General features: G+C 53.1%; 19 protein-coding genes. 14 read left to right on the top strand and 5 right to left on the bottom strand.

Annotated elements, in window-relative coordinates:
• Positions 1–59 precede the first annotated feature (59 nt).
• The 6 genes from MCJ35_RS14945 to MCJ35_RS14920 all read left to right on the top strand — a co-directional run bounded on the left by MCJ35_RS14945 (position 60) and on the right by MCJ35_RS14920 (position 5643).
• On the top strand, positions 60–233 hold the full coding sequence (locus MCJ35_RS14945) for a PF20097 family protein (RefSeq protein WP_165443075.1): 174 nt from the start codon (positions 60–62) through the stop codon (positions 231–233).
• A gap of 140 nt (positions 234–373) precedes the next feature.
• Positions 374–1240: an FAD binding domain-containing protein gene (locus tag MCJ35_RS14940; RefSeq protein ID WP_008717850.1), complete on the top strand. Its 867-nt coding sequence runs from the start codon at positions 374–376 to the stop codon at positions 1238–1240.
• A 12-nt stretch (positions 1241–1252) separates the two neighbouring features.
• Positions 1253–1744: a (2Fe-2S)-binding protein gene (locus MCJ35_RS14935; RefSeq protein ID WP_008717848.1), complete on the top strand. Its 492-nt coding sequence runs from the start codon at positions 1253–1255 to the stop codon at positions 1742–1744.
• On the top strand, positions 1737–4100 hold the full coding sequence (locus tag MCJ35_RS14930; protein ID WP_025486543.1) for a xanthine dehydrogenase family protein molybdopterin-binding subunit: 2364 nt from the start codon (positions 1737–1739) through the stop codon (positions 4098–4100). The genes MCJ35_RS14935 and MCJ35_RS14930 overlap by 8 nt, the downstream gene beginning before the upstream one ends.
• Before the next feature lie 169 nt (positions 4101–4269).
• Complete coding sequence (locus tag MCJ35_RS14925; protein WP_025486544.1) at positions 4270–4545, top strand: hypothetical protein; 276 nt, start codon at positions 4270–4272, stop codon at positions 4543–4545.
• A gap of 69 nt (positions 4546–4614) precedes the next feature.
• A complete protein-coding gene (locus MCJ35_RS14920) occupies positions 4615–5643 on the top strand; it encodes an immunity protein Imm33 domain-containing protein (protein WP_025486545.1) in 1029 nt (342 codons plus the stop codon).
• Between the two features lie 200 nt (positions 5644–5843).
• On the opposite strand, the gene MCJ35_RS14915 is transcribed toward MCJ35_RS14920, so the two are convergent.
• Positions 5844–6191: a hypothetical protein gene (locus MCJ35_RS14915; protein ID WP_025486546.1), complete on the bottom strand. Its 348-nt coding sequence runs from the start codon at positions 6189–6191 to the stop codon at positions 5844–5846.
• A 191-nt stretch (positions 6192–6382) separates the two neighbouring features.
• On the opposite strand from MCJ35_RS14915, the gene MCJ35_RS14910 reads away from it, so the two are divergent.
• Positions 6383–6625, top strand: coding sequence for a hypothetical protein (locus tag MCJ35_RS14910; RefSeq protein ID WP_025486547.1), 243 nt, complete (start codon positions 6383–6385; stop codon positions 6623–6625).
• A 193-nt stretch (positions 6626–6818) separates the two neighbouring features.
• Here the strand turns inward: MCJ35_RS14910 and MCJ35_RS14905 are convergent, their stop codons facing one another.
• Together MCJ35_RS14905 and MCJ35_RS14900 are read right to left on the bottom strand one after the other, a co-directional pair.
• Complete coding sequence (locus tag MCJ35_RS14905) at positions 6819–7346, bottom strand: hypothetical protein (protein WP_008717838.1); 528 nt, start codon at positions 7344–7346, stop codon at positions 6819–6821.
• Between the two features lie 440 nt (positions 7347–7786).
• The gene (locus MCJ35_RS14900) at positions 7787–8674 is read right to left on the bottom strand and encodes a TylF/MycF/NovP-related O-methyltransferase (protein ID WP_025486549.1); all 888 of its coding nucleotides are present in this window, start codon (positions 8672–8674) and stop codon (positions 7787–7789) included.
• Between the two features lie 268 nt (positions 8675–8942).
• Here MCJ35_RS14900 and MCJ35_RS14895 point away from each other — a divergent pair, with 268 nt between their 5' ends.
• From MCJ35_RS14895 to MCJ35_RS14880, 4 genes are all read left to right on the top strand, one after another.
• A complete protein-coding gene (locus tag MCJ35_RS14895; RefSeq protein ID WP_008717830.1) occupies positions 8943–9458 on the top strand; it encodes a (2Fe-2S)-binding protein in 516 nt (171 codons plus the stop codon).
• Between the two features lies 1 nt (position 9459).
• A complete protein-coding gene (locus MCJ35_RS14890; protein ID WP_008717828.1) occupies positions 9460–11736 on the top strand; it encodes a xanthine dehydrogenase family protein molybdopterin-binding subunit in 2277 nt (758 codons plus the stop codon).
• 14 nt (positions 11737–11750) lie between these two features.
• Complete coding sequence (locus MCJ35_RS14885) at positions 11751–14186, top strand: FAD-dependent oxidoreductase (RefSeq protein ID WP_025486550.1); 2436 nt, start codon at positions 11751–11753, stop codon at positions 14184–14186.
• Positions 14187–14304: 118 nt separating this feature from the next.
• Positions 14305–14757 (top strand): leucine-rich repeat protein, encoded by a 453-nt coding sequence (locus MCJ35_RS14880; RefSeq protein ID WP_162158548.1) that lies wholly within the window; start codon positions 14305–14307, stop codon positions 14755–14757.
• On the opposite strand, the gene MCJ35_RS14875 is transcribed toward MCJ35_RS14880, so the two are convergent.
• Together MCJ35_RS14875 and MCJ35_RS14870 are read right to left on the bottom strand one after the other, a co-directional pair.
• Entirely contained in the window at positions 14750–15082 is a 333-nt protein-coding gene (locus tag MCJ35_RS14875; protein WP_025486552.1) for a hypothetical protein, read from the bottom strand. The genes MCJ35_RS14880 and MCJ35_RS14875 overlap by 8 nt on opposite strands.
• A gap of 20 nt (positions 15083–15102) precedes the next feature.
• Complete coding sequence (locus MCJ35_RS14870) at positions 15103–15981, bottom strand: TylF/MycF/NovP-related O-methyltransferase (RefSeq protein WP_240299795.1); 879 nt, start codon at positions 15979–15981, stop codon at positions 15103–15105.
• A 279-nt stretch (positions 15982–16260) separates the two neighbouring features.
• Between MCJ35_RS14870 and MCJ35_RS14865 the strand changes: the two genes are divergently transcribed.
• The 3 genes from MCJ35_RS14865 (at position 16261) to MCJ35_RS14855 (ending at position 18983) form a co-directional block, all read left to right on the top strand.
• Positions 16261–16971 (top strand): Crp/Fnr family transcriptional regulator, encoded by a 711-nt coding sequence (locus tag MCJ35_RS14865; protein ID WP_008717824.1) that lies wholly within the window; start codon positions 16261–16263, stop codon positions 16969–16971.
• Between the two features lie 277 nt (positions 16972–17248).
• Positions 17249–18487, top strand: coding sequence for an NAD(P)/FAD-dependent oxidoreductase (locus MCJ35_RS14860; RefSeq protein WP_008717823.1), 1239 nt, complete (start codon positions 17249–17251; stop codon positions 18485–18487).
• Between the two features lie 19 nt (positions 18488–18506).
• Complete coding sequence (locus MCJ35_RS14855) at positions 18507–18983, top strand: 4Fe-4S dicluster domain-containing protein (RefSeq protein WP_008717822.1); 477 nt, start codon at positions 18507–18509, stop codon at positions 18981–18983.
• Positions 18984–18993 lie beyond the last annotated feature (10 nt).

Raw genomic sequence — 18993 nt, 5'->3', positions numbered from 1 at the left:
CTCTCTTTTTGGTGTATACTGGACAAGTAAAAAAGTTACATAAAGGAGGAGAAAAATTGATGAATTGTCCGAAATGTAATGGAACCATGGAGATAAACCATATCCGGACCCATCTGGTATGGGTGGATGAACTGGACCATGTCCCGGACCCGGATAAACCTCTGGGCCCCACTATTGCCTATGTTTGCAGGGACTGCGGCTATATTGAATTTTACAGGGAAATGAAAGTGTAAAAAAATAATACCTGTAGCAATTGTAACATCTGTGATATACACTTCTGGCAAGTTCCCCCATTTCCTTCTACAATCAGATACATAAGGAGAACGTAACAATTAACAGGCAAAACGAAGGAAATATAAGGAGGAAAACGTAAATGGTATTACCTCAATTTGAGTATCTGGCTCCTAAGACCATTGGGGAGGCGTGCAATCTGCTCCTTGAGCTTGGCAGCACGGCAAAAGTCATGGCCGGCGCCACGGACCTGATCCCGCCAATGAAGGATAAGGTGATTTCGCCGGAGTATATCATTGATTTAAAGAAGATTCCGGACATGGACTATCTGGAATATGATGAGAAGGAAGGCCTGAAGATCGGCGCGCTGACAACCCTGCGCACCATTGAGACCTCGTCCCTTGTAAAAGAGAAGAACCCGGCCATTGCCCATGCGGCCAAGGTGGTTGCATCCACCCAGATCAGGACCAAGGGCACCATGGCAGGGAATATCTGCAATGCATCCCCATCCTGTGACACTGCCCCCAATCTGCTGGCACAGGACGCAAAAATCCTGGTACAGGGCCCGAACAAGGACCGGGTCATCAAAATCCAGGACTTTTTCCTGGGCGTCAAGAAGACATCCCTGGAGCCAGGGGAAATCGTAACCGGCATCATCATCCCGCCGCTGGCTGAAAACGAGGGCGCCGCCTACATAAAGCATGCGGTGAGAAAGGCAATGGACCTGGCCATCATCGGCGTTGCAGTCAAGATTAAAGTGGAAGACGGCATCTGTACGGACGCCAGGATTGCCCTGGGCGCAGTTGCCGCGACCCCGATCCGCGCCCCCAAGGCAGAACAGGCCCTTATCGGCAAGGCCCTTACGGATGAAACCATTGTTAAGGCATCCGAGGAAGCCATGGATTCCTGTCATCCTATCTCCGATATCCGTGCGTCAGCAGAATACCGGAAGGATATGATCCGTGTGTTTACAAAACGTGCCATCAAACAGGCAATGGAAAGTTTATAGGAGGACGGGGATATGAAACATAGCATAAATTTAATCATCAACGGAGACCCCATTGATGCAATTGTAAAAGATAACCTGACACTTCTGGATTTCCTCCGCGACCAGCTGTTCTTAACCGGGACAAAAAAGGGGTGTGAGGAAGGCGAATGCGGCGCATGTACCGTGCTGCTGGACGGTAAGCCGGTCAATTCCTGCTGTACCCTGGCAGTGGAATGCGACGGCCACGAGGTGCTGACCGTGGAGGGCGTTGCAAAGGAAGGGATGCTCCACCCAATCCAGAAGCAGTTCATAGAGAAATGGGCCATGCAGTGCGGTTACTGTACCCCGGGCATGATCATGTCAGCCAAGGCGCTGCTGGATGTGAATAAGCATCCGACGGAACTGGAAATCAGGGAAGCCATTGAGGGCAACCTGTGCAGGTGTACCGGCTATGCCAAGATCGTGGAGGCAATCCAGGCAGCCGCCGCAGAGATGGACTGGGAGGAGGAATCAGAGAATGCATAAAGACTGTGACAAACATTATTTTAAGAAACCGGAGTTTTACCGCCTGACCGGTGAGAACAATTACGTCAGGATTGACGCTGAGGATAAGGTGACAGGACACGGCCAGTATGTTGGCGATATCATGTTCCCTGACATGCTTACCGGTAAAATGGTCAGAAGCCCTTATGCCTCCGCCAGGATCATTTCTATTGACACCAGTGAGGCTGAGAAGCTTCCAGGCGTAAAATGCATACTGACAGCCAGGGATTTTGAGTGGAAGTCCTTTGTCGGAAACGGGGAATTCGCGGCCGAGTTCGCGGACAAGGAAGTGCTGTGCTCTGAAAAAGTACGCCAGGTAGGCGATGACATCGCAGCGGTGGCGGCTGTGGACGAGGAGACAGCCCAGAGGGCCGTTGACCTGATTAAGGTGGAGTATGAGGTGCTTCCCGGTGTGTTCGACCCCTTTGAGGCCATGGAAGAGGATGCGCCCGAGGTTAACTGGGAGGGCAAGGGCATCCACAATATCGGCATGCAGTCCGTGATGAAGGCGGGAACGGATATTGACCAGGAATTTGACCAGGCATCCTATGTGCAGCACAGGGATTATAAGACCCACCGTATGGTCCATGCGGCAATGGAACCTCACGGCGCGGTGGCCACCTACAGGAACGGCACCTATACCATCTGGATGTCCACGCAGATGTCATTTGTGGACCAGTTCTGGTATGCGCGCTGCCTGGGCGTGGGCGAGAACCAGGTGCGGGTGATTAAACCCCTGGTGGGCGGCGGATTCGGCGGCAAGCTGGATTCCTATTCCTTTGGACTCTGCGCCGCCAAGATGTCGGAGCTGACAGGGCGCCCGGTGCGCATGATCCTGTCACGTGAGGAAGTATTCCAGACCACCCGTAACCGTCATCCGATTTACATGCACATTGACACTGCCTTTGGGGCGGACGGCAGGCTCCTTGCCAAGAAATGCTATCACGTGCTGGACGGCGGCCCTTACGGCGGTTCCGGTGTTGCGGCGTGCGCCCAGTCCACATTGTGGGCCAACTTCCCGTATAAGATGAATTCCGTGGATTTCCTGGCAAGGCGCGTGTACACCAATAACCCGTCCGCCGGGGCCATGAGGGGATATACTGCCTGCCAGGTGCATTTTGCACATGACCTGAACATGCAGTTCGCGGCGGACCAGCTGGGCATGGATCCTGTGGAATTCCGCAAGATCAGCGCGGCTGACCCGGGCTACGTGGCTCCTGCTGGCCTGGCAATCACCAGCTGCGCGTACAAGGAAACCCTGGATACGGCTGCAAAGGAAATCGGCTGGTATGAGAAAAAGGATAAGATGAAGAAGGGAGAGGGCATCGGCTTTGCAGGAACCGGGTTTGTATCCGGAACCGGATTTGCAGTGCTGGAAGCTCCCAACCAGAGTTCTGCCTGCGTGACCCTGCGCATGAACAAGAGGGGCATGGCCACCCTGTACATTGGTTCCCATGACATCGGCCAGGGTTCCGATACGGTCATGACCGCCATTGTGGCTGAGGAACTGGGGCTTCCCATGGATATGGTGAAGACCTTCATGTCCGACACCTTCCTTACGCCCTGGGATTCCGGTTCTTACGGAAGCCGCGTGACCTTCCTGGCAGGCAATGCTGCCCGCCGCGCTGCCGTGGACGCCAAGCGCCAGCTGTTTGAGGTCATTGCCCCCATGTGGGGCGTCATGCCTGAAACCTTAGAGTGCCTGGACGGAAAGGTAATCAGCAAGGAGAACGCAGAATTCCAGATGCCCATTGGGGATGCCATGTTCAAGTACATGACCGTCAAGGGCGGGGATGAGCTGATTGGCGTGGGCTCCTATTATCACCGCACCGACAACTCCCAGTACAATGGAAATAACACCACCAACTATGCGCCGGCCTACAGCTTCTCCACCGGGGCAGCCCATCTGACCGTGGATGAGGAGACAGGCGTGCTGGATATTGATGAATTCGTGTTCGCCCATGACTGCGGCCGCGCCCTGAATAAGAGGGCTGTGGAAGGACAGTTAGAAGGCTCCATCGGGATGGGCCTTGGATATGCGGTCTATGAGCACAATGTGACCAAGGAAGGTAAGATACTGAACCCCAACTTCCGCGACTACCGTCTGCCAACCGCCCTTGACATGCCTAAGATGCGTACTTTCTACGACTTTGCACCGGATGAGGAAGGCCCCCTGGGCGCAAAGGAAGCTGGCGAAGGCTCTGCGGCTCCGGTGGCTCCGGCCATTGCCAACGCGGTTAATATGGCAACCGGCGTATACTTCACGGAACTGCCTCTGGATCCGGAGCATATCTGGAGAGCGCTCCATGGCATGAAGGATGACAGGAATTCCAAGTAGCCGGCTTCCATAAGCAACCAGATAAGAAACCAGATAAATAACCAGGAAGGCGGCTCCTTGCCGCCTTCTTTCAGATACCGGGCGCCGGGCGGCGGATTTAAGCCGGGCAGCGCTTAGTCATAGGGCCGGAGGCAACCCGGCGTCATCAATGGAAAGGAGGCCATGGCATATGGGCCGTCAGTTAAAGAAAATGCGTCTTCCAAACGGTATGGAGGCAGAGGAAAGGGCCTGTGGGGATTATGTCTGTAAATACTGTAGCGGCAAAGCCACTGCCTGTAATTTTGTAGCGGATATGTGCCTTCAGGTATATGCCCGCCATCAGGGCCTGTGCGGGGCTTATATTGAAACCGATAAGTATGTGGGGTATATCACGGAGTGCAGCACCTGCCGGTACCAGGGGATTACAGGGGAATGCGGGTATGCGGGGAAGGCCGTGATGGGATAAAGGATTTCCATCTGGATGTAAATGCATGTATATGTTATACTGTCCCTATCAAATACAGGAGGCAGTCAGATGGATAAGATAGCACAAGCCCTCAGGGCCGTCTTAACGGAAATACAGGCAATGCCTGAACCGCAGCAGCCCCGGGTCACGGACAGGAAGGAATTTGCCCTGCTCTTAAGCGGCATCGCCACATGCCGTAAGGCGCCGGGAATCCCGGTACACATGGGATATGAAAATCTCTACAGGTGTCAGGATGATAAGGATGCAGAGGAACTGAAGGCCCACCTGTTCCGGCTTTACGGCATCCATGACAGGGAAAGCCTGGAGGAGGCCTGCATGAAGCAGTATACATCGGGCAAGGAGTATGAGCAGTTCATGACCTTCTGGTGCGGCGCGCCGCTGTTTGACCTTAAGGAGCTGGGGGAAGAGGGCAGGATGGCCTTTGAAGAGCGGATTGACCGTGCCTCCATGTTCCGTCCCTACCTGGAGGAACGGGGATTCTATGCATGGGATATCAATGAGCGGATTGGACTGGGGCGGAAGGCATTTGCGTGCGGCATGATAACGGAAGAGGAGTTTTTTGGGATATTCGATTATCAGATAGCCAAGGCGCAGGTGTTTTACCACAGTTTCAAGGAATATGCCATAAGCTGTATCTGCGGGGCTGTTTATTTTGTCCCGGAAAACAATGAGGAGGATATGCTGTCCTTCCTGGACATCAATGCAAACCTTGTACGCCATCTTCTGGAAGAAGGCGGGGCGTGGTACAGGAATGCCTGGTATGTGCCGGATGAGAGGGAATGGGTCCAGCTGCTTCCCCATAACGGCGGCTGCATTGTGTCAAAGCAGATTGAAGAGGGAAGGGCCATCGGATATATGTACCGGGATGAGGATACCAGCGACAAGTGGCCGGATACGGGCTGGCGTTTTTTTGCAGGCGATGAGACCGATGAATATGTAAATAATCCCGGACATGCATCCATCTGGTCCCTGAATACCGTATGCAACCTGTATCCTGACATACTTGGGTATGTGGAGGCAGGGGGCGGGAGTGCATTTGGCCGCAACAGCAAGGGCCAGTGGGAGCGTGAACGCTGAATAATGGTAAATCATATTTTTCCCCAGGCAGGGGGAAGGGAAAAGACCTTCGGCTGTTTTGTTTACGGCTGAAGGTCTTTTGCATTTACCTGGAAATCCTTTATATGGGACATTCTGCGGGTACGGATGCTGTTACGGTGGAAATGAGCCGCAAGGCGCCATGTAAACGTAATTGGGCAGCGTTGGATTAAATCCTGCTGTCAGAATAATACTTCACCCAAGTACTTATCATGGGGCATTACCAGGCATCTCTCAATGGACTTCCAGTGGCTGTCATAAAGATTTTTCTGGGCAATTCCATAACTTTCCTTTGTATCAAATTCCCAGTAAAGCACATACTTGACGCTTTTGATGATGCGGGTGATTTCTTTGGGAGGCAGACCTTCCCTGATCTGTTCCAGGTCTATATGGTATCCTCTCTTAACCAGCCGTAGCAGGAGTAATCCCTCCTGTTTCTTTAGAAAATCCTGGATTTCCAGCATCAATGATTCAAATTCATCCACCTTCTGGGGCTTAACCTGATAGATACATGTTTCCGCAAATGGCATATTTAATTTCTCCTTAACCGTTTTATTTTATGAGGCATCTCCGGAGGCTGTTCCGGTTTGTTAAATACAGAATACAATAGAATCCATCAACCATCAACAGGAATGCAGTAAATATTAAGGATTCAGATACTATCTTTCCTAATCCGGTTATTTTACAATTAAGATAACATATACTGCCAGGAGGAAAAGAGATGCGTAAGTGGAAGGCCATATTTTCAGTATTAACGATACTTTTTGCTGCGGTTGGTTTGCTGAGGCTGGTGTCATTTGATATTTCCATGCCAATAATGTTTGTATTTTTGGGATTGTCAATGATAGTGAATGCAAAAGAAAGTTATGATAAAGGTTCAAAAGGGGAGGCGGTCTGTCTTGGTGTAATGACGGTCCTGCTTTATGCGGTTACAGCATATAACCTGATTTCCCGGGTATTGTAAACCTCAATATATGATGTACTTTAATGCGCTGGACTTCTGCGATGGCTTTTGGGTAAATAATGGCCGTTGCATTGTTTATCCCCAAATGCATGCATTGAAAAGCCGTGACCTGGAATCGTCACGGCTTTTCGCTGTATACATATTCAAAACCCCGGAACAATACAAACCTGCGGATCCTATTCCAGGGCATGCATCAGAACTGGTTCTGAGGTGAATGGGGTGATTTTAATTCACCCACCGATGATTTTGCAATCTTAATGGCGGCCTTGGTCACAAAGAATGCAAATATGTAGCTTATGACGAACATGATGGGCCAGTCATGAATCACGCCGTTTACAAACACAGCGGAGGTGCTTGGCAGGAATCCGGCTGCCACAGCCCCTTCTATCTCCGGATTGTTAAACACGTTTACCGCGGTAAGGACAATGGTTGCGGTGGTGTTAAAAAACAGGGTGGCCACAAAATTCTCCAGAAGCACATGGGGCAGGGTTTCCGGCTTCAGCCCCAGCTTCCTTCCAAGGGCAAAGGACCAGTCGGTCAGCGGGAATATCATGCCTGTCAGCGAAATCACAAGAAAGGCGGTTCCCCAGTTCTTCACAAGCAAAGGCACCGTGAACGTAAGTTTGTCAACAAAGATGGCAGAGGTTGCCATGATTAAGGAGATGCATATGGCTACAACAGACGAAATAATCATACCAAAATGATTTTTGTAAAAGTTCATATAATTTGTCCTTTCTGGTCTTTGATACAAAGCCTGGCATGAACATGGGTACATGCCAATCAATTTCTTTACAACCAGGGTTGGATGACCGGTACCTGCCCGCATGTGCTTCTGCGGCGCGGAAGATACCGGTCCTATACTTACAGCCCCGAAAACGTTACCTTTTCATCCCTCCCCCCAAGGCGCTTTTACGTATTCCCCAATACATACAAGGCGCTTTTTTATGCGGCATGTTTCCATGCCCTGCGGCGGCGGGCCGGATACAGCCCTTTCCCATCCACAAGCCGGCGGCTTTAAAACCAGGAGAACGCAGGAACTTTTGTTTTGCAGCCGTGGCTTGTGCCGGTTATTTCCATTCTGGTGACGGCCGGACCGATGCAGCTGTCCTGCATGGACAGCGGATGCCCCATATTGGTATATGTAATCATTGGTATATGCAATCAAGGGCGCACGATTATGACCGTGCCTTCCAGGTCACCCACAGGCAGCATCAGCAGGGCGCCGTACTTTGTTTCCAGATCCTCCACGGCCTTTGCAACGCCGCGGTATTTCATGTCATCACATCCTGTCAGCAGGATCACGCCTCCCCTCCCCATGCGGGGAAAGAAGAATTCCAGCCCGGACAGGGTGGGGTTATAGAGACAGGCATCCATATAGACAAGGGCAAATGTCTCTTCCTCCATATCAAACGCAGTTTCCGGGAACCATCCTTTTTTGACGGTTACATTGTCCGGGAAGGGCATGCGTTCCAGAAGCTTCTTTTCATCCGCACCCCCAAAACGGCCGGGTTCTGCTTCGGAACATCCCAGTTCCAGCTCCTTTGCCACGTCCCTGGGATCAAAGCCCTCAAAGGTGTCGAACAGGTAAAGCCTGCGTTCCGGCATCAGGGCATTGAGCTGCCAGGAGGTATCCCCCCTGTAACATCCCAGCTCCGCCACATTTCCCTCCACTCCCAGGCCGTCAAGACGGCGGCACAGGCGGCGCAGGACGCTGCAGCGGATGGAGAACTGCTCATGGATATCCCTTATGAATACAATGTCGTTGAGGAATCCGGCCCGGATAGCCATGTATTCCAGTGCATGGCTTCTCTCCGCATCCGTGGTGGCTATGACAAGGATGTCCGGCTGAAGCCCCACGGCCAGGTCAACGGGCATCACAGGCATGCCCTCGATTTCTTCCTTCAGTTCCCCTTTTTCCAAATCAGAGAACACGTTCCAGGCTTCAGCCCTTAAATCCCCCAGGCCCACCAGCTTCATTTCCATCGGATTCAGCATTTCCGCAACAGCCATCCCCAGACTGTCGGCGCTAAGAATTACAACTGTTTTCATATAGCCCGCACCCCTTTGTCATCTATTTAACAATAGTGTAGACGGGACAGTGGAAAAGAACAAGTAGTACAGGTTACACCTGATGCCAGATTACATTTGTTGCCGGGATTCCATCTGTGGCCTGGCATACTTAATAATTCCGGTGCCGGATGGTATGATGGAACCAGCACGGTATATGCAATCCGGCGCCACAGGAAGGTCCGGCATGACGGTAACAGGGGAAAATGCCGGAGGGTACGTCCGGAAATAAAAGATACAGGAGGTAACAATGGACAAAGTTTCAATTCAGATTAATGGGGTAATGCGGACATTCATCATCGGTGACGCAGAGGGCTGTGTGAAGCCGTCCGAGACGCTGGTCCATACCCTCAGGGACAGGCTGGACCTGACGGGGACCAAGATAGGATGCGACCACGGGGCCTGCGGCAATTGTACGGTTATCTTAAATGGCGACCCGGTTGCGTCCTGCATGATCCTGACCGCTGACTGTGACGGGGCTGCGGTGACCACCATCGAGGGGCTGGAAGACCAGGCAACAGGGGAATTGAGCATCCTGCAGAAGGCCTTTGTGGACAATTCGGCATTTCAGTGCGGGTTCTGCACGCCGGGAATCGTCATGTCGGCCAAGGCCCTGCTTGACAAAAAGCCGGACCCAACCAGGGAGGACATAAAGGAAGCCCTGTCAGGCAATTACTGCAGGTGCATCAGCCATTATCAGGTCATGATTGCCATTGAGGACGCCATTGGACGGATGAAGGACATCAGGGCAAAGGGGGAGGTATAGTATGGGCGGCAGCAATTACAGATACATAGGAAAACATGTAACACGGGCGGACGGCAGGGATCTGATATCCGGCCGCCGCCAGTTCATAGACGATGTGCGGATTCCGGGAATGCTCATTGCCAGGGTATTGAGAAGTCCTTATCCCCACGCAGATATTGCGGATATCAACGTGGAGAAAGCAAAAGCCCTGCCCGGAGTCAAGGCAGTACTGACCTATAAGGACGCCCCTGACTGGAAATGCGGGCTGCCGCAGCACAGACGGGTCCTGGACCGGCGTGTCCGCTTTACCGGGGACAGTGTGGCACTGGTGGCGGCTGAGACACTGGAGGCAGCGGACGAGGCATGCAGGCTGATTGAAGTGGAGTATGTGGAACTGCCCTTTGTGCTGGACTGCGAGGAGGCCATCAAGCCTGGTGCGCCTCAGCTTTATGATGAATTTCCGGGCAATGTTCTGCCCAAGGTAACGCCTTTTTCCGAGGAGCCTTTTAATCAGATTCATGTGGGGGACGTGGAAAAAGGGTTTGAGGAAGCAGCATACGTAGCGGAAGGATACTACTGCTACGACAAGCTGCCCCATCCGCTGCCGCCGGAATCACCGGGCGTGATTGCCCAGTGGACCAGCCCCAGCGCAGTGACCCTTTATTACAACGGCGGCGCGCCCCATCTCCAGAAGTTCAACACAGAGGCATCCATACCCGGCGTGGCGGTGCGCGTGATTGCATGCCACTCCGGCGGTTCCTACGGAAGCAAGCAGCTGATTCCCCATCTGGCCCTCCAGGCCATCGCCCTGGCCCGCGAGACGGGCCGGGCCGTGAAGCTGATGATGGACCGCACGGACCACATGCTGTCCTATGAACTGCGTCAGGGCAGCCGTATCCGCGGCAAGGTGGGAATCACGCAGGACGGCATCATCAATTCCATCCAGGGCATGTGGTACATTGATTCCGGCATGTCCTCCACTTACGCCCAGGCCATGACGGCCGTGGGGCTGGGGGAGGCCCAGGCATTCTGCGGCAAATGTAAGAACTGGGACCTGGATACCATGCTGATTGCCACCAACCACAGCTCCCAGGCGCCCATACGGGGATTTGGCGGGCAGGAGTTGAAAGGCGCGCTGATTCCCCTTGTCTGCACGGCAATCCGGGCAGCCGGGATGGATCCCTATGAGGTATTTAAGAAGAATTTCGTAAAAGCCGGGGACTCCTATATCTGGCGTGACTATAAGTGGTGGGAAGTGCGCTCCGTGGACTTTACGGCTGCATTTGAGGAATCCGCGGCCAGCTTTGGCTGGAAGGACAAATGGAAGGGCTGGGAGGTCCCAACCTGGGTCAGTGAGGACGGAAAGCGGGCCATCGGCGTGGGCGTGGGTGTACACGGCAACGCGGACATCGGCGAAGACCCCACGGAAGGGTTTGTAAAGCTCCATCCCTTTGGGAGCGTGACCGTGGAAATGTGTATCGGTGAAACAGGAGGCGCCCAGCGCCATGCCATCCAGAAAATGGTGGCGGAGGTCATGAAGGTTCCCTTTGACGGCGTCCAGCTGGTGAACTCCGATACCCATGGGACGGGATACGATGCAGGCATGATCGGTTCCAGGGGAACCATCACCATGGGCACCTGTGCGGTCCGGGCTGCCAATGATGCCAAAAAGAAGCTTCTTACGCTGGCATCTGAGAAGCTGCACATGGATGCGGAAGAACTGGATACGGAGGACTTCCTGGTATTCCCGAAGAAGAATCCGCAGATGCGCCTTCCCTGGATTGCCATTACCGGCACACCTGAGATGACCATCACCGGAATGGGGCTTTACCAGCAGAACTTTGACAAGCCCAACTTCGCCCTGTATTTTGCAGAAGTGGAGGTAAACCTTGAGACAGGGGAGGTCAGGCTGCTCCGCGCCCTGGAGGGAACGGATGTGGGCCAGATCATTGACCCGGTCAATGTGCGGATGCAGGCAGAAGGCTCCTTTGGCGCTGCAGGGGCTGACACGGCCCTGTTTGAAGAGATGGTCATGGATAAAAAGCTGGGACGGTTTGTCAGCGGTAATATGATTGATTATAAATGGCGCACCTTCAATGAGTTCCCGCCCTTTGACACCGTGATACTGGAGAGCCAGTTTGATACGGAATCCTTCCATGCACTGGGATTCGGTGAAATCAGCGGTTCGCCCGCACCCTCAGCCATCCTGATGGCTGTGTCCAATGCCATCGGTGCGGAAGTGAAGGAGTATCCCACCACGCCGGCCGTTGTGTTAAAAGCCATGGGAAAGATTGAATAGAGGGGGAATGGACCATGAAACAGTTTAATCATGTAAATGCTGCCAGCTTCGAGGAAGCGGGCAGGATGTTAAAAGATTCAAAGGGCGCGGCCCAGGCCATGGCCGGAGGCTCGGACCTGCTGGGCGTCTATAAAGACGGTATCTTAAAGACATATCCTGAAACCGTAATCAACCTGAAGAAGATTCCGGGGGTTGACGTCCTTGAAGCGCAGGAGGACTGCCTTAAGATCGGGGCTGGCTGCAGGCTGAACCGGATTGCTGAGGAACAGGCTGTAAAAGAGGCATGTCCGGCCCTTGCGGAGGCGGCGTATTCCGTTGCATCACCCCTGATCCGCTCCATTGGGACCATTGGCGGCAACATCTGCCAGGATGTGCGGTGCTGGTATTACCGTTATCCGGATTCCGTGGGGAAGGCCCTGGACTGTAAGCGCAAGGGAGGAAAGACCTGTTATGCCATTAACGGTGAGAACCGTTACCATTCCGTGTTCGGCGGCATGGACTGCCACGGTTCGCCGTGTGCAAGGTCATGCCCGGCAGGGACGGATGTGCCGGGGTACATGGAAAGGCTCAGGGTAGGGGACTGGGACGGGGCGGCCAGGATCATCCTGCGCTATAATCCCATGCCAATGATGACCTCACGCATCTGCCCCCACCTGTGCCAGGATGACTGCAACCAGTGTACCTACGGGGACAGCGTCAATGTCCATGGTGTGGAGCGGTCCCTGGGCGATTATATCCTGGAGCACGCAGAGGAATACTATACCGCGCCGGAAAAGGAGAGCGGCAGGAAGGCGGCCATCATCGGCGCGGGTCCCGGCGGACTGGCTGCGGCCTATTATCTGAGGAAAGCCGGACACAGGGTGGTTGTATACGACCGCATGGAAAAGGCAGGAGGGGTGCTGCGCTACGGAATCCCCCATTACCGCCTGCCAAAGGATATTGTGGACGCCTATGTGGATGCCCTTGCGCATATGGGCGTGGAGTTCCGGCTGGGTGTCTGCGTGGGGAAGGATATCACGGTGGAAGAGATACAGCAGGAATCCGACAGCCTTTATATGGGGACCGGCGCGTGGAAACAGCCGGTGCTGGGACTTGAGGGGGAGAACCTGACCCAGTTCGGCCTTAACTTCCTGGTGGAGGTCAATACATATCTGGAGAAATCCATGGGCAGCCAGGTGCTGGTGTGCGGCGGAGGCAATGTGGCCATGGACGTGGCCCTGACTGCCTCACGTCTGGGGGCAGAAGAGGTGAAACTGGTATGCCTGGAACAGGAACATGAAATGCCAGCTGCTTCAGAAGAGATTGCCAGGGCAAAAGAAGAGGGCGTAAAGCTTTATAACGGCTGGGGACTGGGCCGCATCGTGACGGACGGCAGCGGGAAGGTGACTGGCCTGGAAGCTAAGAAATGCCTGTCCGTGTTTAACGGTGAGCACCGTTTCTCACCCGTATATGACGAGGAAGACCGGATGGTCATGGATGCGGACACCATCATCCTGGCAACAGGACAGAGGGTGGATTTAAGTTTCTTGGGAGAGCGGTTCGGGGAACAGCTCCAATCCGCCAGAGGACTGATTGATGCGGATACGGAGTCCTTTAAGACAAAGAAGGAAGGAATCTATGCCGGAGGGGACGCTGTCACGGGGCCGGATATTGCCATCCGGGCCATTCAGGCGGGCCGTGTTGCCGCCGCAGGGATGAACCGGGATTTGGGCGGTTCTGAGGAGGACGGCCCGGCGTGCGGCGGGGTACCGTGCGGCAGTGAGGAAGGCAGCCGTTCACGGTGCAGTGGTGCAGGAACCGGCAGTAATCCATTCCTCCACTTTGATCCCAAATCCGTGGGGACAGGGATATCCAACAAGCTGCAGGAGCTTCCCCTGGAGGAGCGGAGCCTGGTAAAAGAGGATGCTGCCTCCTTTGACCGCGGGACTGCCATGGCAGAGGCTGGGCGCTGCATGAACTGCGGCTGTTACGCTGTTTCCCCGTCCGATATAAGCCCTGTGCTGGTGATGGCAGAGGCTGAGATCGTTACCACGGAGCGCACCCTGTCTGCGGAGGAACTGCTGACCAGGGAACTGACGGTCCAGGACATCCTGAACCCAGGTGAGCTGATAAAGGAAATCCGTGTGCCACGGTTAAAGGGCCGGATGCATTATGACAAGAAGCGTGTAAGGGATGCCATTGATTTTGCCATTGTCTCCCTGGCCTCCTGCCTGGATGTAACGGATGATGTCATCCAGGGCGTCAGGCTGGTATACGGCGGCGTGGCTCCCGTGCCATACCGTATGACCCATGTGGAGGAATTCCTCAAAGGAAGGACCATAACGGAAGAGGTGGCGGAAGCTGCGGCAGAACTGGCTGTCAGGGATGCGCGGCCCATGGGAAAGAATGAATATAAGCTGTTCATGATGAAGGACCTGATGAGAAATGCAATCCTGAAGGCCAGGAGCTGAGATTAGGCGCGTATCTGTAAAATAGGATTTAAAAGAGGGATTTTTCCGCTTTTTTGGAAAATCCCTCTTTGCAGCCTGCTGCGGCAGGAGGATGGAAGTTGGAAAGTGAGGTATGCATATGGAAGGATTATTTACCGGAACCACGCAATCCGGACTAGTGATTGAAAATGGGGTTGTAAAGAGCGGAAGAAACTGTGAAGGCAGGATTGAGGTGCCGGAGGGAACGGTTGGAATCGGCGCCCAGGCCTTTTACCAGAATAAAAAACTGACCGGGCTGAAACTGCCCCAGGGGCTGAAGCGCATTGGGAAATACGCGGTTAACGGATGTGTGGACCTGGAGTATATTGAAGTGCCTGAAAGTGTGGAAGAACTGGAGGAGGGCGCGCTGGTTAAGAAGCTGGAGAGCAATTTCGGATTCACCCATGTGGTGGAGACGAAGGAGTATTACCCCCAGATCCGGTGCGTGGAAGGTTCATTTACAGATAAGGCCATCCTGGAGATGAAAAAAAAGGATGGCTGGGACAAGTCCCACTCCAATGAGCATATTGTGGACCTGGTGTATATCAGGTGATAAAAGGATAGAACCGGCCGTCGTCCATGGCCCCGGCTTTTCTTATGCGCAGGCTGGTATCCAGCGTGATCTCGTTCCCGCTGCAGGCTGCCTTTATCCAGACTGGATAAAACCCCTCTTTCCACGTGAACAGGTGCAGGACCTGGTTAAAGGTACAGGTCCTCTGCCTGGGGAGAAAGAGGAGGCGCATCAAATCATCGGAAGAAGAGTAGGTCTTACCCGGCTCCATGACAGGACGTACGGTATAAATGCGGTGCTGGTAATCCTTTATGCCCAGCAGCTCACAGGTATTGATGAAATGCTGTCTGAAATCCTGGTTATTCATGTGGTACGCCCCCTTTTTCCCTATACCGCAGGCTTCATGATTACAGCGCTGCCATGCAGGTCGCACAACGGGACCAGGGAAAGCCGCTGATCATCCTTTTCATAATCAGCCACCGCCTGTGCCGCGCCCTGGAACCGCTCATTGTTATAATCATGCATCAGTATCATGCCTCCGGGGGAAAGTCTGGGATAAAAGTATTGGAGGCCCGCCAGAAGCGGCGCGTAAAGGTCTGCGTCCAGGCTTACCAGGGCATAGGTTTCATGATCCAGCCCGGACGCGGTTTCCGGGAAATACCCCTTACGTATCACCGCGCGTCCGGGAAACGGCAGCCGGTTTAAGACCGCTGCCTCACTTGTATCGGAAAAATCCCCTTTCTTTGCAAAGGAACATCCATATTCCTCTTCTTTTTGTATATCCCTTGAATCGAATCCCTCAAAGGTGTCAAACAGGTACAGCCTCCTGTCCGGGAACAGGGCATTGAGTTTCCAGGCCGTATCACCCTTATAGACGCCAAGTTCGGCAATCTGCCCGGGAATGTCCTGCTGATGTAACCGTCTGGCCATCTGCTTTAAGGTAGCGCTGCGTATATCAAAGCAGCGGTAAAGCTCCTCGAGAAGGAGGAACTCCCCGCGGAAACCAAGGGACAGGGCCTGCTCCTTCAGCTGCCTGGTCCTGCATCCATCGGTGATGCCTGTAAGGATACAGTCTGGGGACATGGTGACCGCCTGGTCCACCGGGAGGATGGGGACGCGGGGCGGGAATCCCATCCTGATCCTGTCCTCCTCACCCATATGGTGAAGGGCAGGATTGTTGTCCCCGAATGCAATCAAATCCATCTGTTCTGTATTCAGCAGCCTGGACACGGCACGCCCGAACTGTCCTGCGCCTAATATAATCACTGTTTTCAAATTAAGACCCCTCCCAATATACCTACTTATATCATAATAACCGGATTCAGGGAAGTTGGCAATACTACAATCTTATCACTTTCAACAAGTGTAAAAATCTGCTATAATGTAGTATATACTACTGGTCGTTAAAAACATAACAGTGTTATAATCTTGTTAAGAGTTAAGGGGAACGTTGGGGGCGTTTCAGGGCATGTCCGGGCGGGGATGGATTCCCGGGCATGTGCTGGTAAGGCTGGTAAAAGTTCATATTGAGGGAGGGGGATTTTTGTGAATCAGGAATCGGGCGCTGCCGTACAGATGCCGCATGCGAATTTTGTCTCGCGTCTGCTGTATCTTCCAAGGGGAATTTCCAGGCTTGAGAAGCTGGGACAGAGAAAGGTATTTCCAAAGAACCATATGCTGGTCCAGGCCGGAACAAAGCCGGGCTACTGCTACATTGTCAAGAAGGGCAGGGTGGCTGCCTTTGAGACCACCATAACAGGGGAGGAGCGGATTTACAATTTTAATGAAAGCAACTCCATCCTTCTGGAGGGGAACCTTCTCTTTGACCAGGAATCCCCGGTTAATTTTAAGACGGTCCTTCCGTCTGAGCTGATACTGATTACAAAGGACATGCTTTTGGAGGGGATTGCCAGGGACCCCCAGTTATCCATGGATATCATGGAATCCCTGTCCACCAAGTTCCTTTCCTCCATGGAGCAGATACGGCATACGAATTTCCATAATGCGGCCTGGAAGATATGCGACCTTCTTCTTATATTCGCAGAGCACTACGGAGTACCCTATGACGGCAAGATCCTGATTAAGGAGAAAATCAGCCAGCAGCTTCTATCCAACCTGTTAGGAATCAACCGGGTTACGGCCGTCAGGGCAATCAAGGAGCTGAAGGAGATGGCCCTGATTGAACAGATTAACGGATATTACTGTATCAGGAGCCTGGAGCAGCTGAAGCGGCATCAGGAGAGGATCTGCCAGTAAGGCGGAAGGAAACGGGCAGGCGGCTGGCTGAGGCAGAGGGATTTACATATTAAAATCAAATAGGAATACATGAAACGGTCCGGGATGGTTGTCCCGGACTTTTTATGTCCCAAACAGCCGGAACAGATTGGGCCATGGATGGAAAAAGGAAGAGTATTTAAAGAATAAGGTAGAAAATATTTGTTAAAAGAATGTTAAATATTTAATTATTAACATTCTTTTAATATAGTGCAGGTAGGAAGGTTGGAAATCAAACCAGACAGAAAGGAGATGCCAGATGGAAATAGTAATCATTGGAAACAGCGCTGCCGGTTTGTCAGCGCTTGAGGAATTCCGCAGATGGGACAGGAACAGCCATGTGGTGATGATTTCAAAGGAAGGGTCCATGCCTTATTCCCGGGTCCTGCTTCCCTATGTCCTTCGGGGAAAGCTGCCCTATAAAGGGATGGAAATCAGGGATGGTGATTATTTTTGCGGGCTGGACACTGAATGTATTACAGCGGAAGTGGTTTCGGTGGATTCCGGCAGGAAGGTTGTGATAACCGCAGATGGGGTGGAATACGGCTATGACCGGCTGCTGATTGCCACTGGTTCATTTGCCGTGATGCCGCCTATTCCGGGAATACGGGATGAACGGATCTGCAACATGTGGACCAGAGAGGATGCTGATAAGCTGATGCCATATTTCAGGCAGTATAAGAGAACGGTCGTGGTTGGAAGCGGATTTGTAGCCCTCCAGGCCGCATGGGCAGCCAGGTTCCTGGGCCTGGAGGTGACCGTGATTGAACTTATGGACCGCATCATGCCATCCGTGCTGGATGAAACAGGAGCAGGGATACTGACTGAAAAGATAAGGGGGAAGGGGGTAGCCCTATATACAGGCGCAAGCACACAGGAAATCGAGCATCTGGAAGACGGAAGTTTCCTGGTACATGTAAAGGGTATGGAGCCGATTCCGGCTGACTTTATGATAATCGGCACAGGGGTCAGGCCTAACACCGCGTTTTTGGAGGGAAGTGGGGTGGCTGTCGGGCGGGGGATTCCTGTGGACAGGTACATGAGGACCAATATACCTGATATCTACGCGGCAGGCGATGTGGCGGCCGGCCCAACCACGTTTGGGGAGGAACATGTAATCCATGCCCTGTGGCCCACGGCTGTGGAGATGGGGAAGACAGCCGGGCGCACCATGGCCGGAAAGCAGCTGGAGTACGAGGGAAGCCTTAATATGAACGTGACCCAGATGTACGATACAACTGTGGCATCCATTGGAAAATTCAATGACGATGTAATTGATGACGCGGCCTATTTTGATGAAACGGAGGGAAAGGGATACTTAAAGGTCTGCTATAAGGACGGAAAAATCTGCGGCGCCTGTCTTGTGGGCAGCAGTGATGCAGTAACCGTGCTGGGCAAGCTCAGGCCATTAATCAAAGGCGGGGAAAAAGTTGACTGTGTTGTGGAATATCTGGAGCAATACGTGAATATGCGGGCATTTGCATCAAGGAAACTTTAGAAAAGGGGAGTGAATACAGATGAAGACAGTTACAGTTGATTTAAAGAAATGTGTGGGCTGCAGGAACTGCGAGATGGCATGTGCATTTGCCAGCACAGGAAGTGACTGCATGCGCGTCCATTCCAACATACGGGTCAGCGTATATGCATCGCAGCGGTTTGTGATGCCCATGACCTGTTTCCACTGTGAGGAGGCATGGTGCATGGAGGTATGTCCGGCCCATGCAATCAGCAGGAATGCACGGACAGGGGCAGTGGAGATAAGGGAAGAGCGGTGCGCGGGATGCAAGATGTGCATGCTGGCATGTCCGTATGGAAACATTCATTTTGACCATGAAAAATTGGTGAGCAGAAAATGCGACCTGTGCGCAGGTGACCCTGAATGTGTGAAGCACTGTATCGGCGGCGCGCTGAATTATGAAGACCCGGATGAATGCAATGACAGGAAGCAGCAGTCCGTTGGACGCAAGCTGGCGGATATGGTCAAAGGGCTTTGATTGGAGGAAA

Origin of the sequence: Enterocloster sp. OA13 (genome assembly GCF_022440595.1) — a bacterium.
Classification (GTDB): Bacteria; Bacillota; Clostridia; order Lachnospirales; family Lachnospiraceae; genus Enterocloster; species Enterocloster hominis.
This window is presented reverse-complemented; position numbering and strand designations above follow the sequence as displayed.

What these genes read in the sequence shown, in the direction of transcription:
- MCJ35_RS14890 (WP_008717828.1), top strand. Translation starts at nt 9,460, where the DNA reads ATGGGCGGCAGCAATTACAGATACATAGGAAAACATGTAACACGGGCG.
- MCJ35_RS14935 (WP_008717848.1), top strand. Translation starts at nt 1,253, where the DNA reads ATGAAACATAGCATAAATTTAATCATCAACGGAGACCCCATTGATGCA.
- MCJ35_RS14945 (WP_165443075.1), top strand. Translation starts at nt 60, where the DNA reads ATGAATTGTCCGAAATGTAATGGAACCATGGAGATAAACCATATCCGG.
- MCJ35_RS14905 (WP_008717838.1), bottom strand. Translation starts at nt 7,346, where the DNA reads ATGAACTTTTACAAAAATCATTTTGGTATGATTATTTCGTCTGTTGTA.
- MCJ35_RS14925 (WP_025486544.1), top strand. Translation starts at nt 4,270, where the DNA reads ATGGGCCGTCAGTTAAAGAAAATGCGTCTTCCAAACGGTATGGAGGCA.
- MCJ35_RS14880 (WP_162158548.1), top strand. Translation starts at nt 14,305, where the DNA reads ATGGAAGGATTATTTACCGGAACCACGCAATCCGGACTAGTGATTGAA.
- MCJ35_RS14855 (WP_008717822.1), top strand. Translation starts at nt 18,507, where the DNA reads ATGAAGACAGTTACAGTTGATTTAAAGAAATGTGTGGGCTGCAGGAAC.
- MCJ35_RS14885 (WP_025486550.1), top strand. Translation starts at nt 11,751, where the DNA reads ATGAAACAGTTTAATCATGTAAATGCTGCCAGCTTCGAGGAAGCGGGC.
- MCJ35_RS14940 (WP_008717850.1), top strand. Translation starts at nt 374, where the DNA reads ATGGTATTACCTCAATTTGAGTATCTGGCTCCTAAGACCATTGGGGAG.
- MCJ35_RS14915 (WP_025486546.1), bottom strand. Translation starts at nt 6,191, where the DNA reads ATGCCATTTGCGGAAACATGTATCTATCAGGTTAAGCCCCAGAAGGTG.
- MCJ35_RS14910 (WP_025486547.1), top strand. Translation starts at nt 6,383, where the DNA reads ATGCGTAAGTGGAAGGCCATATTTTCAGTATTAACGATACTTTTTGCT.
- MCJ35_RS14900 (WP_025486549.1), bottom strand. Translation starts at nt 8,674, where the DNA reads ATGAAAACAGTTGTAATTCTTAGCGCCGACAGTCTGGGGATGGCTGTT.
- MCJ35_RS14895 (WP_008717830.1), top strand. Translation starts at nt 8,943, where the DNA reads ATGGACAAAGTTTCAATTCAGATTAATGGGGTAATGCGGACATTCATC.
- MCJ35_RS14860 (WP_008717823.1), top strand. Translation starts at nt 17,249, where the DNA reads ATGGAAATAGTAATCATTGGAAACAGCGCTGCCGGTTTGTCAGCGCTT.
- MCJ35_RS14920 (WP_025486545.1), top strand. Translation starts at nt 4,615, where the DNA reads ATGGATAAGATAGCACAAGCCCTCAGGGCCGTCTTAACGGAAATACAG.
- MCJ35_RS14875 (WP_025486552.1), bottom strand. Translation starts at nt 15,082, where the DNA reads ATGAATAACCAGGATTTCAGACAGCATTTCATCAATACCTGTGAGCTG.
- MCJ35_RS14930 (WP_025486543.1), top strand. Translation starts at nt 1,737, where the DNA reads ATGCATAAAGACTGTGACAAACATTATTTTAAGAAACCGGAGTTTTAC.